This is a genomic window from Microbacterium sp. Be9 (genome assembly GCF_011754135.1).
Classification (GTDB): domain Bacteria; phylum Actinomycetota; class Actinomycetes; order Actinomycetales; family Microbacteriaceae; genus Microbacterium; species Microbacterium maritypicum_A.
This window is the reverse complement of sequence record NZ_WNWT01000006.1, coordinates 109,830-121,449: the sequence shown is the minus strand read 5'-3', so window position 1 is coordinate 121,449 and position 11,620 is coordinate 109,830. Positions and strand designations below refer to the sequence as shown.

Annotated in this window: 12 protein-coding genes and 1 pseudogene; 2 read left to right on the top strand and 11 right to left on the bottom strand. The window is 63.7% G+C overall.

Annotated features, from left to right (window positions below; translation table 11 throughout):
• Window positions 1-50: 50 nt before the first annotated feature.
• Window positions 51-374 (top strand): thioredoxin, encoded by a 324-nt coding sequence (trxA, locus tag GLO27_RS11460; RefSeq protein ID WP_021201395.1) that lies wholly within the window; start codon window positions 51-53, stop codon window positions 372-374.
• Window positions 375-461: 87 nt separating this feature from the next.
• Here the strand turns inward: trxA and GLO27_RS11455 are convergent, their stop codons facing one another.
• From GLO27_RS11455 to rpmH, 11 genes and pseudogenes are all read right to left on the bottom strand, one after another.
• A complete protein-coding gene (locus tag GLO27_RS11455) occupies window positions 462-986 on the bottom strand; it encodes a GrpB family protein (RefSeq protein WP_157749872.1) in 525 nt (174 codons plus the stop codon).
• A 7-nt stretch (window positions 987-993) separates the two neighbouring features.
• Complete coding sequence (locus GLO27_RS11450; protein ID WP_021201393.1) at window positions 994-1,329, bottom strand: hypothetical protein; 336 nt, start codon at window positions 1,327-1,329, stop codon at window positions 994-996.
• Between the two features lie 9 nt (window positions 1,330-1,338).
• On the bottom strand, window positions 1,339-2,787 hold the full coding sequence (locus GLO27_RS11445; RefSeq protein ID WP_208323776.1) for a sugar porter family MFS transporter: 1,449 nt from the start codon (window positions 2,785-2,787) through the stop codon (window positions 1,339-1,341).
• A 60-nt stretch (window positions 2,788-2,847) separates the two neighbouring features.
• On the bottom strand, window positions 2,848-3,819 hold the full coding sequence (locus GLO27_RS11440; RefSeq protein WP_021201391.1) for a ParB/RepB/Spo0J family partition protein: 972 nt from the start codon (window positions 3,817-3,819) through the stop codon (window positions 2,848-2,850).
• Window positions 3,819-4,694 carry a ParA family protein gene (locus GLO27_RS11435; protein WP_231924898.1) on the bottom strand — a complete coding sequence of 292 codons (876 nt, stop codon included), beginning with the start codon at window positions 4,692-4,694 and terminating at the stop codon, window positions 3,819-3,821. Before GLO27_RS11435 ends, GLO27_RS11440 begins: the two co-directional genes overlap by 1 nt.
• A gap of 1,922 nt (window positions 4,695-6,616) precedes the next feature.
• Window positions 6,617-7,308, bottom strand: a pseudogene (rsmG, locus tag GLO27_RS11430) (16S rRNA (guanine(527)-N(7))-methyltransferase RsmG).
• Entirely contained in the window at window positions 7,274-7,765 is a 492-nt protein-coding gene (locus GLO27_RS11425) for a R3H domain-containing nucleic acid-binding protein (RefSeq protein ID WP_021201388.1), read from the bottom strand. The pseudogene rsmG and the gene GLO27_RS11425 overlap by 35 nt, the downstream one beginning before the upstream one ends.
• On the bottom strand, window positions 7,762-8,832 hold the full coding sequence (gene yidC, locus GLO27_RS11420) for a membrane protein insertase YidC (protein WP_167254969.1): 1,071 nt from the start codon (window positions 8,830-8,832) through the stop codon (window positions 7,762-7,764). Before yidC ends, GLO27_RS11425 begins: the two co-directional genes overlap by 4 nt.
• Before the next feature lie 3 nt (window positions 8,833-8,835).
• Entirely contained in the window at window positions 8,836-9,186 is a 351-nt protein-coding gene (gene yidD, locus GLO27_RS11415) for a membrane protein insertion efficiency factor YidD (RefSeq protein ID WP_029259463.1), read from the bottom strand.
• Window positions 9,183-9,539 carry a ribonuclease P protein component gene (gene rnpA / locus GLO27_RS11410; RefSeq protein ID WP_021201385.1) on the bottom strand — a complete coding sequence of 119 codons (357 nt, stop codon included), beginning with the start codon at window positions 9,537-9,539 and terminating at the stop codon, window positions 9,183-9,185. The genes yidD and rnpA overlap by 4 nt, the downstream gene beginning before the upstream one ends.
• 6 nt (window positions 9,540-9,545) lie before the next feature.
• Window positions 9,546-9,683: a 50S ribosomal protein L34 gene (gene rpmH / locus GLO27_RS11405; RefSeq protein WP_013584598.1), complete on the bottom strand. Its 138-nt coding sequence runs from the start codon at window positions 9,681-9,683 to the stop codon at window positions 9,546-9,548.
• A 316-nt stretch (window positions 9,684-9,999) separates the two neighbouring features.
• On the opposite strand from rpmH, the gene dnaA reads away from it, so the two are divergent.
• On the top strand, window positions 10,000-11,391 hold the full coding sequence (dnaA, locus tag GLO27_RS11400) for a chromosomal replication initiator protein DnaA (protein WP_017829913.1): 1,392 nt from the start codon (window positions 10,000-10,002) through the stop codon (window positions 11,389-11,391).
• The last annotated feature ends 229 nt before the right edge of the window (window positions 11,392-11,620 follow it).

The following is an 11,620-nucleotide window of genomic DNA, read 5'->3' as shown; positions in this document are numbered from 1 at the left end:
CCCCTCGTCGGCTGTTGTAGCAGACGAACCTCGAATCAAGGAGAACTCTGATGAGTGCAAAGGCTACGAGCCAGGCGACCTGGGAGCAGGACGTTCTGCAGGCCGACGGTCCGGTGCTGGTGGACTTCTGGGCTGAGTGGTGCGGTCCGTGTCGTATGGTCGCGCCGGTTCTGGACGAGATCCAGGCCGACAACCCCGACAAGATCACCATCCTCAAGCTCAACGTCGACGAGAACCCCGAGCTGGCGATGAAGTACCAGATCACGTCGATCCCGGCGATGAAGGTCTTCCACGGTGGTGAGGTCAAGACGACCATCATCGGCGCCAAGCCCAAGTTCGCGCTCGAGAAGGACCTCGCCGCATTCATCGGCTGATCCTCTGACAAGAAGGGGCCGTACCTCCCGGGGAGGTACGGCCCTTCGTCGTCTCCGCGTCGCGTCGCGGAGGCGACGCCGTTCGTCTCAGTGCTTGTCGTGCACCGAGACGGACGGCAGTCCGCGCGCGGCGCGAGCCCGATCGAGGATGTTCTGGATCACGGCCGTCTTCCCGTCGTTGTACGAGCCCTCTCCCCGAAGGGCGGTGCCCACGGCGGCATGCTTCGCACGTGCGTAGAGCTCGACGTCGTCCGGATGCTGCAACAGCCAGTCCCGAAGTATCCGCTGGTTCACATCAGCCCACTCGTCCGCGCCGAAGAAGTGGGCAATTCGCGTGCGGACGCCGTCCTGCTCGAAGATCATCACCCGGTGGCTGCGCACTCCGCTCCCGAGCCTCCACCCCACGGCTTCGAGACCGGCTCGGTGCCGCCCGAAGTCATCCTCGTCTGCGATTCGCACGGCGAGGTCGATGATCGGTTTGGCATCCATGCCCGGGATGGCGGTGGATCCGATGTGCTCGACGAGCCAGTGCGGATTCCCGCACTCCCTCAGCTCCACCGCGATGTTCTCGAAGACCGCTGCCCAGCTCGGATCGTGGGGAACGAGAACCACGCCCACCTCAGGAGGCGTCGGCGACGGTCGGATCCCAGCGGCGGTGCCGCTGCTTCTCGTCCAGCAGGCCCCAGACAGCCGATGTCAGCTCCGGGTACTCCAGGGCGATCTGCCGGAGCACGCGATAGTGTCGGGCCGCATTGGGACGCACACCGTCGTTCGCATTGATGTTGTCCGCGCGCAACAGGTAGACGACGAGCTCATCGACGCTGGGGAGCTCCTCCATGAACTCCCAGGGGTCCTCTCCCCCGAGAAGGCGCTCCTGGATGAGGACCGCGAGTTCGTCCGCCGCTTCGGCACGCAGCACTTCCAGGCTGGCGCGACGCTGTACGGACTCGGTCATACTTCCAGCCTACGTCGGCTGCGGGCACCTCCGGCGCTCCACCTTCATGTTCTCGGTCATGTCTTCGAGCTCCCTGCCCTTGGTCTCCGGCACCTTGAAGAACACGAAGAAGAACGACAGGAGCGCGAAGAACGCGTAGAACCCGTAGGCGAACGTGAGGCCGATCTCAGCGAACGCCGGGAACGTCGTGGAGATGAAGAAGTTCGCGACCCACTGCGCTGCAGCCGCGACGGCGAGAGCACCGGCTCTGATCGAGTTCGGGAAGATCTCGCCCAGCAGGACCCACACCAGCGGACCCCAGCTCGCGCCGAAGAACACGACGAAACCGTTCGCGCAGATCAGGGCGATGGTGGCCCACGGGTCGGGAAGCGTCGCCGTCCCCTGCGCGTCCAGCGTGCCGAACGAGAATGCCACCGCCATGAGGCCCAGCGTCACGGTCATCCCGACGGAACCCACCAGCAGCATGATCCGGCGACCGATCTTGTCCACCAGCAGAATCGCCACGATCGTGACGACGATGTTCGTGACCGAGGTGATGACGGAGGTGAGCAGAGCGCTGGATTCGTCGAAGCCCACCGACTGCCAGAGGGTCGTCGAGTAGTAGAAGATCACGTTGATGCCGACGAACTGCTGGAACACCGACAGCAGGATGCCGATCCAGACGATCGGCTTCAGGCCGAGACGGTTGCCGCGCAGGTCACGCAGCGACTCCGAGCGCTCCGTGTCGATGGTTCCGGTGATCTCGTCGATCTTCCCCTGCACATCGACGGTCCCGGTGACGGTCTCGAGAACGTCGGCAGCTCTCTTCAGCTCACCCTTGCGCACCAGATATCGCGGAGATTCCGGCAGCCGAAGCGACATGAGCCCGTAGACCAGGGCAGGGATCGCGGCCACCATGAACATCCAGCGCCACGCGGTGAGACCCCACAGCGGCTGGTCCGCGGCACCGGCGATACCGGCGAGCAGTGCGTCGGAGAGCAGTGCCGCGAAGATACCGGTGACGATGGCGAGCTGCTGCAGGGAGCCGAGGCGCCCGCGGATGGCGGCCGGCGATACCTCGGCGATGTAGGCCGGTGCGATCACCGAGGCAGCACCGACGCCGAGGCCCCCGATGACTCGCCAGATGATGAGATCGACGACGCTGAAGGCGAGACCGGAACCGATGGCGGAGATGAAGAACATCGCGGCGGCGACGACCATGACCGGGATGCGGCCGTATTTGTTGGAGACCGGACCCGCGAACCAGGCACCGACGGCGCAGCCGATGAGGGCCGAAGACACGGCGAAGCCCTTCAGGGCAGTCCCGAGATCGAACCCCGAGACGTCGCCCGCCAGCGCGTCGACGGCACCGTTGATCACGGCGGTGTCGAATCCGAAGAGGAAACCACCCAACGCGGCCGCGATACTGACGGCGATCACGCGGCGCTTGATGGCTGCTGGACCGGCTGTTCTCGACATGACATCCCCCTCGTCGTCACGATGACGCGAGTCTAGGCTAGCGCTGCTCCTGTCGGGAGATCACTTCGACGAGCCGTAGCCGCCCTCTCCCAGTTCTTCGAGAATGCGGTTGAGATCCTGGATCGAAGCGAAGTCGATCGTGACCTGGCCTTTTCGTGCACCTAGAGCGATCTTCACCCGGGTGTTCAACCGGTCACCGAGCTTGCCGGCGACCTCATCGAGGTACGCACGTCGTGCACCGGGAGTCGGCTTCACGGACTTGCCGGCGCTGGGCTGCGACTTGGCCGCTTCCTCCGTGGCGCGCACCGACAGGTCTTCGTTCACGACCTTGTCCGCGAGGCGCTGCATGGACTCGGGATTGTCGAGGCTGAGGATCGCGCGTGCGTGGCCCGCGGTCAGGACTCCCGCCGCCACCCGCTGCTGCACCGGCACCGGCAGTTTCAGCAGACGGATCGTGTTGCTGATCTGCGGACGAGAGCGTCCGATACGAGTGGCCAGCTCTTCCTGGGTGATACCGAAGTCTTCGAGCAGCTGCTGATAGGCCGAGGCCTCTTCCAGCGGGTTCAGCTCGGAGCGGTGAAGGTTCTCGAGTAGCGCGTCCCGCAGGAGGTCTTCGTCGGCGGTGTCGCGGACGATCGCGGGGATGACGTCGAGACCTGCCTCGCGAGCGGCACGAGTGCGCCGCTCGCCCATGATGAGCTCGTACTGTCCCTCGGTGTTCTTGCGAACCACGACGGGCTGCAGCACACCGAACTCACGCACGCTGTGCACCAGTTCTGCCAGATCTTCGGGGTTGAAGTGTGTTCGAGGCTGGCGGGGGTTGGCGACGATCGTGTTCGGGTCGACCTGGATCAGGTGGATGCCGGGGACGATCTCGAGATCGGGTGCGTCGGCTTCCACCTCCGGCGCGGTCTCCGCGTTCGCCTGTCGCAGGCTCGCACCAGGGAAGAACACGTCGACGGGACGTTCCGACTGATCAGCTGTGGGGATAAGGGCGCCGATACCCCGACCCAGCCCAGTGCGCTTCGCCATCATTTCTCCTTGCTCTGCGTCGCTGTGCGCGACGCGATTTCAACAGCGGCCTCACGGTACGCGATCGCGCCGGCGGACTGACCGTCGTAAGCGATCACGGTCTGACCGAAGCTGGGGGCCTCCGATACCCGGACGGAACGCGGGATGACCGTCTCGAGTACCTGCTCCGGGAAGTGCGTACGCACCTCTTCGGCGACCTGCTGCGCCAGGCGCGTACGACCATCGAACATCGTGAGCAGGATCGTGGAGAGGTGAAGGACCGGATTCAGGTGCTTCTGGATCATCTGAATGCTCCCGAGCAGTTGACTCAATCCCTCGAGGGCGTAGTACTCGCACTGGATCGGGATGAAGACCTCGGTGGCGGCCGTGAAGGCGTTGATCGTGAGCAGCCCCAGCGAAGGGGGGCAGTCGATGATGACGAAATCCATAGGGTGGTCGGCCAGGTACGCCTCGAGCGCGCGACGCAGGCGATGCTCTCGGGCGACCTGTGCAACGAGTTCGATCTCTGCACCCGCGAGATGGATGGTGCTCGGCGCACAGAAGAGGTTCGAATCCTCGGGGCTCTCCTGCACGATGTCCGCCAGTGGGAGCTCATCGATCAGTACGTCGTAGACGCTGGGAATCTCAGCGCTGTGCGGCACACCCAAGGCCGTGGACGCATTGCCTTGGGGGTCGAGGTCGATGACCAGAACCTTCGCCCCCATTCCCGCCAGGGCGGAGGCGATGTTCACGGCGGTAGTGGTCTTACCCACACCGCCCTTCTGATTCGACACCGTCAGCACACGGGTTTCCCCGGTGAACTCCACGGTGGTGGCCTCGAGTGCGCGCCGGCGCGCGGAGAGGTCAGCGAGTTCCCGCGCGAGCGGCGTATCCATCCCGAACGATCCGTTCGATGACGTCTTCTCGGACTGTTTCACGTGAAACATCCACTCCTTTCGGGGCCGCGTTCCACTCTAATCGCTGGGACTGACCTTCGATGACGGAGCGTACGCCGTGGGCCCTTCGAGGGTACGTTGCGGGCGGAAAGGGATCCGAGATCTCAGGAGGTCTGAGGGCCCCTTTGGCGGTCGAGGCCGTTGTTTCACGTGAAACGGGGGTCGTTCGCGAGGCGCGTGCACCCTGGGAGCCGCTTCCTCCCCGGCAGAACGACAGCGGGGCACAGCCTGGGTATGTCAGTTTCGGGGCGCCATGGACTTTCGTGCCGAGCCGCGTCTCCTGAAATGTGTTCCCAAGCCCGTGCACCCCAACCGAAGCGCACTCCCTGAACTACATTCCCTTGACCGCACCCCTAGCCGCAATACCTGAGCCGCACTCTCCTAGCCGCGCTGACCGAGCTATGCGCCTGAACCGAAGGTTTACAGGGCCTGGCGCAGAGCGGCGTTCTTCCTCACATCAACTCGTCCGTACTGCGCTCACGGAGAAAGCCGCTTGCGCCGGGGCGCGGGACTCACGCACACCGCGCGAGCCCCACTGCTGCCGATCAGCCTCGTAAGGACGTACCTCGATATGACTGCCCGCGGCGCAACCACGGTACCTCGAACCGTTTCACGTGAAACATGAGTGAAGAAGGGCTGCACGGACGAGATCGGACACTAATACCAGCGCAGTGATTCCTGGAGGAAGTGCATCCACACCTGACCATGCGTTGGGGGGACAACCACGCGAATCCCCGCACCTCGGAGCGGGAAGCGGCGACCAGATCGCGCTTCCCCGCGAAGACCACTCTCCACAGGAAGTCCCAGTCTTGCGGCGAGTCGCAGATCTACAGGGAGCCCCCCTTCACAAGAGAGGCCGCAATCCGTAACACCGGCGCTCGGTGGCCAAAAGGTCAGGCGCACATAGGTGAAACGCAGAGAGATGAGACGCACATGGAAGACGTTGACCCTTGGAGGGGTACGTCTCGCAAGCAAAAGACAGTGGCCACCTCCCTCCCCCACCCCACTATCCGCGCCTCTCCAGATCAATGTCGCTCGCGCGGTTCTGGTGGGAGAACGGACTCTACGCGGGATAGCGGACGAATAGGCGGTCATGTTTCACGTGAAACACCCTTCCAAAGCCATCGAGAACCGTGACCGTGGCAGATGGGCATCCACGAAGGTGGGGTCGACATAGTGCTCGCTCCGTCAAGGGGGACTCGGTGGAGCTTGAGCCGTCGATCTCGCGCCTGGACGCGACGTCAGCGTTTCACGTGAAACCAGGCAGCAAGCGTGTTCGGCATCACCCGGTCCCCGCCGGCAGCAAGCCTGCGCACCATGCTTCTTGGTGCGCATCTGCCACGCCCACGCCCACAAGCCACACCCACAAGCCATCACGCTGACAGCCCGTGACAACTCCAGCGACGACAATCCGCGATGGCTATTCCCCACAACGTCGTCATTGCGCCCAGTCGAGCACCCAGAGACACAGGACCACTACGAGAGGCTGCGCCACGAGGTGCGTCTATCCACCGTGTTTCACGTGAAACATCTCCTCTAGTCTGCTCGACGAAGAAGTGCGCCGCGTAATGGGCGGCACTTCAGCGATCTCCGCGTCGAGCGGCGCCCAAGCCCCGCTTTCCCCCAGACAGACATAGCGAGGACGGAGCACCGGCATGCTTGGCCCGCTCCCACCAGGATCCTCCGTCGGGAGCCCGACCGCATCCCCGGGTCGTCCGGCCTCTACGGAAAACAGGCGCCCGACAGTTCATCACGTCCAAAGCCGACACTCCGGCGCGAGGCAAACGGGCCCCGACAGCACTACACAGAAAAGCGGGGCGTTTCACGTGAAACACCCCGCCTATCTGTGGAACTGGACGGCCCTAGCGAACGCGCGCGCGAACCACCCGGGTGGTTTCGGGGAGGATACCCTCCCCCAAGACCTCGACCCTCACATCCGTCAGACGGAACTTCTTGATCTGCTTCTGGGCCGCCTCGATCTCATTCGGCGCGTTCATTCCCTTGAGGAGAGCGAGTTCGCCGCCATCTCGAACCAGCGGAGCAGTCAACGGAACCAGGGTGCGCAGTGCGCTGACGGCGCGAGCAGTCACGACATCAAAGCCTTCCGCAGGACGTACATCCTCCGCACGCGATCGAAGAACGGTCACGTTCGAGAGCTCCAGTCCATCGACCTGCTCGTTGAGCCAGGTGACGCGTCGCTCCATCGGTTCAACAAGAGTCCATTGCACGTCCGGGCGCGCGATCGCGAGCACCAGGCCAGGAAGTCCGGCACCAGAGCCGATATCAGCGACGGAACCGTGAAAGAGGGGAGCAGCGATCACGCTGTTGAGGATGTGACGCGTCCATAGCCGTGGGAGCTCGAGTGGACCGATGAGGCCCCGCTCTTCCCCCTCGCGAGCGAGAGCAGAGGTGAACGAACGTGCCACATCGATGCGGTCTCCGAAGAGATCGGAAGCGACCGAGGGTTCCTGCTCAAGCTCACTCATACCTGCCCCCGGAACGATGTTTCACGTGAAACATCAACGACGGCGAAGAACCGTGTGGCGGTCGGCACCCTCACCGTAGGACTCGGAGACCAGACCCCGTTCGGCAGCGATGTCATGCACGAGCTTGCGCTCGTAACTCGACATCGAAGGCAGGGACGCCTGGGACGAGCCCTCGTCGAGCTTCGCGGCGGCGGCATCGACCAACGTCTCCAACTGACGGCGACGGGTGTCGCGGGAGCCGGCGATGTCGAGGATCAGTCGAGAGAACGACCCGGTCTTGCTCTGCACCGCGAGACGCGTCAGTTCCTGCAGCGCCTGCACCGTATCAGGGGCGGAGAGCAACGCCAATGCATCTCCCTCGGCCTCGACCGAGACATAAGCGCGGCCCTGACGAACGTCGAGATTCAAGTCGCCATCGATGTCCGCGATATCGAGGAGTTCCTCGAGATAGTCCGCAGCGACGTCGCCTTCGTTCTCGAGCTGAGCCACGGTGGGCTCGGTGCTGTCGGTCATGGTCTCGCTCATGAACCGCTCCCCTTCTTCTTCGCGCGCTTCTTGCCGACCGGCTGCTGACGCTTCGGTGCTTCCGCCTTGGCCTTCTCGGCCTCTTCGAGCAGACGCTGCTGCTCCGCCTCATAAGCGGCCATCGGGACGACCTTGCCCGAGGAATCGATGGCCTTACCCTTGCGGGCGAGGCGCTCCTCGCGAGCCTTGGCGGCTTCTGAACCGGGTGTCGGCATCTCGCGGATGACGAGGAACTGCTGGCCCATGGTCCAGAGGTTCGAGATGAACCAGTACACGACGACGCCCAGCGGGAAGAAGACACCGGAGAAGATGAAGCCCAGCGGCAGCACGTAGAGCATGATCTTCTGCATCTGGTACGCCTGGCCGGTCTTGGCCTCGGGCGACAGGTTCTTCGAGATGATCTGCAGCTGTGTGAAGAACTGCGAAGCGATCATGAGGACGACGAGCGTGACCAGGATGACGATCGCCGTGGTGTTCTTCGCATCGATCGCATTGCCGAGGTTCTCGTGCAGCGAGGCGACGCCGAACAGCGTGGCGTCGTAGAACTCCTTCGTCAGCTCCGGGCTCAGGAGCCCGACGCCACCACCACCTGCCTTCGCATGCTTGCTCACATCGCTCAGCACGCTGTACAGCGAGAAGAAGATCGGCATCTGCACCAGCAGAGGCAGACAGCTCGACATCGGTGTCGTGCCGTGCTTCTTGTACAGCGCCATGGTCTCGCGGCTCATGGCCTCGCGAGAGAGCTGATCCTTCTTGCCGCGGTACTTCTCCTGAACTTTTCGCAGTTCAGGAGCAATTTCCATCATCTTTCGCTGACTCTTGATCTGCTTCACGAAAAGCGGGATCAGAGCGGCACGGACCACGACGACGAGTCCGACGATCGACAGCACCCAGGTGATGCCGGATGCCGCAGGAAGCCCGACGGCGGTGAACAGCCAGTGCCAGGCGACGAGGATGAGCTCGACGACCCACTTGAGCGGCCACAGGATGGTGCCGATCAGATCGAACCCACCTGCCGCGGGTTCGGGGCTGGGAGTCGCACTGGCGAGCAGAAGGTCAAGACCCACCGATCAGTCCTTTCGGGAAGGGACGACGAAACCGTGTGCAGTCAGGTCGTAACGGAAGTGGTCGTGCGGACGGACATCATCGACGCCGCCGGTAGTCCAGGGGTTGCAGCGGAGGATGCGCCATGCCGAGAGCGCTGCTCCCTTCACTGCACCGTGCTGCTGCACCGCACCTACAGCGTAGGCGGAACAGCTGGGATAGTACGCACAGACATCTCCGTACATCGGGGAGATGACCTTGCGATACGCGGTGAGGAATCCCAGCACGAGATTGCGCGGGATCACCGGGATGCTGCGGATCAGGTCCTGCGCGTGCAACTGCGCGGTCCCGACAGACGAGGCTGGAAGCGCGGTCATGCCGACACCGCGGCAGGAGCCGGCGTCAGTCTGCCCAAGCAGCGTTCGACATCGGCTCGAAGCTCCGCGAAGGAGGCCGTGGCAGACGCAGGAAGGGCACGGATGACGACATCCGTGCCCTCGGGAACACCCGGGAGCGCCTCCGCGCACACGGCTTTGAGCCGACGACGCACGGTGTTGCGCACCACAGCGGTGCCTACCTGCTTGCTGATGATGAATCCGAACCTTGCGGCTCTGCTCTCGCCCGTCGTCAGCATCGAGGTGATGACGCGCGCCCCGCCACAACGGGAACCGCGACGAACGACCAGACGATAGTCGCTCCCGCGGGTCAGCCGATACGGGCGGGCGAGCACAGCGGACTACGCAGAGAGCTCGGTGCGGCCCTTCGCGCGGCGTGCAGCGAGGATGCCGCGGCCTGCACGCGTACGCATGCGGGCACGGAAGCCGTGCTTCTTGGCGCGACGACGGTTGTTGGGCTGGAAGGTGCGCTTGCTCATGGAATCACTCCGGGAATGCTGCCACCGGGTTCACTTCGACCGGAGACATGGGGTACTGCCAAAAATGGCATAAGTCAACCAAGTAAGGGTACGTCTTACCGGCGCGCAGAGCAAATCTGCGCGCTCCTCTGGGGGTCATCCGGTACGAACCGCACAGCCATTATCCACAACCCCGGGTCGGCCGGCAGCTGCAACACGCACGCGTGTTTTCAAGGGCAGGTTGCCGTTCACAGCCGGGATGACTACCGTGGCATCCTAAGTTATCCACAGGGGACACGGCACGTCGACCCCGCCTCGATCACTCGTCCGGAGCGTCATGTCATCACCTGCCCAGCCCGACGTCCCCATCTGGACCACGGTGCAGGAGCTTCTGGTCGACGACGATCGGGTCACACCTCAGCTGCAGGGCTTCCTCAGTCTCGCCGTCCCGGCAGGAGTGATGTCGGCGACGCTGTATCTGGAAGTGCCGAACGATCTCACCGCGGCGCAGATCAACAAGCGCCTGCGCCTGCCGATCATGGAGGCCCTCTCGCACATCGGCGAAGAGGTCACGTCCTACCGCGTCGTCGTCAACCACGAGCTGGCAGAGCAGCAGACGGCGCCGATCGCGGTCGGCGACTTCGGGCGCCACGAGCAGGTGCGTGTCGAATCCCCGATGGAACAGCCGACCCAGCTGCGCCACGAATCGCGGCTGAATCCGAAGTACACCTTCGACAACTTCGTGATCGGACAGTCCAACCGCTTCGCCCACGCCGCCGCCGTCGCGGTCGCCGAAGCGCCGGCCAAGGCCTACAACCCCCTCTTCATCTACGGAGACTCCGGTCTCGGGAAGACCCACCTCCTTCACGCCATCGGCGACTACGCGCAATCCCTCTACGCAGGGGTCAAGGTCCGCTACGTCTCGAGCGAGGAGTTCACGAACGACTTCATCAACTCGATCGCGAACAACCGCGGCGCCGCGTTCCAGGCGCGCTACCGCGACGTCGACATCCTCCTGATCGACGACATCCAGTTCCTGCAGGGACGCGCCGAGACGCAGGAAGCCTTCTTCCACACCTTCAACACGCTGCACGATCACAACAAGCAGGTCGTGATCACCAGCGACGTGGCCCCGAAGCACCTGACCGGGTTCGAGGACCGTATGCGCAGCCGCTTCGAGTGGGGTCTGATCACCGATGTGCAGGCGCCCGACCTCGAGACGCGTATCGCGATCCTCCGGAAGAAGGCGCAGAGCGAGGCCCTCCATATTCCCGACGAGGTACTCGAGTACATCGCGACCGTGGTGTCATCGAACATCCGGGAACTGGAGGGCGCACTCATCCGGGTGTCGGCCTTCGCGAGCCTGAACCGCTCCGCTCTCGACATCTCCCTGGCGCAGACCGTGCTCCGCGACATCATCGACACGGCCGAGGACAACATCATCTCGCCGACCGACATCATCACGGCGACTGCACAGTACTTCAAGCTCACGGTCGACGACCTCTACGGCTCCAGCCGGTCGCAGCAGATCGCGACCGCCCGCCAGATCGCGATGTACCTGTGTCGCGAGCGGACCAGTCTCTCCCTGCCGAAGATCGGACAGCTGTTCGGCAACCGCGACCACACCACGGTCATGTACGCGTACAAGAAGATCAGCGAGCTCATGAAGGAGCGCCGCTCCATCTACAACCAGGTCACCGAGATCACCACGCAGCTCGGACGACGCTGACACGCCGCGTCTCCGAGAAAAGGGGAGGACAGCACCTGAACCGGTGCCGTCCTCCCCTTTTTTGTGAGCCCGACAGGGATTCTGATCGTCCGATAGATGCCTCTATGCACATGTGGATAACTTGTGGATGACCGTGGATTCGATCGGGACGAATGTGGGCTGATCACCCAAACCTGTGGATAACTCGGGGAGGGCCATCACCGACCGGAAAGCCCGGAACCCGCGGATT

Coding starts and splice junctions, on each gene's coding strand:
- trxA (WP_021201395.1), top strand. CDS start 51: ATGAGTGCAAAGGCTACGAGCCAGGCGACCTGGGAGCAGGACGTTCTG.
- GLO27_RS11450 (WP_021201393.1), bottom strand. CDS start 1,329: ATGACCGAGTCCGTACAGCGTCGCGCCAGCCTGGAAGTGCTGCGTGCC.
- GLO27_RS11445 (WP_208323776.1), bottom strand. CDS start 2,787: ATGTCGAGAACAGCCGGTCCAGCAGCCATCAAGCGCCGCGTGATCGCC.
- GLO27_RS11440 (WP_021201391.1), bottom strand. CDS start 3,819: ATGGCGAAGCGCACTGGGCTGGGTCGGGGTATCGGCGCCCTTATCCCC.
- GLO27_RS11435 (WP_231924898.1), bottom strand. CDS start 4,694: ATGGATACGCCGCTCGCGCGGGAACTCGCTGACCTCTCCGCGCGCCGG.
- GLO27_RS11425 (WP_021201388.1), bottom strand. CDS start 7,765: ATGAGCGAGACCATGACCGACAGCACCGAGCCCACCGTGGCTCAGCTC.
- yidD (WP_029259463.1), bottom strand. CDS start 9,186: ATGACCGCGCTTCCAGCCTCGTCTGTCGGGACCGCGCAGTTGCACGCG.
- rpmH (WP_013584598.1), bottom strand. CDS start 9,683: ATGAGCAAGCGCACCTTCCAGCCCAACAACCGTCGTCGCGCCAAGAAG.
- dnaA (WP_017829913.1), top strand. CDS start 10,000: ATGTCATCACCTGCCCAGCCCGACGTCCCCATCTGGACCACGGTGCAG.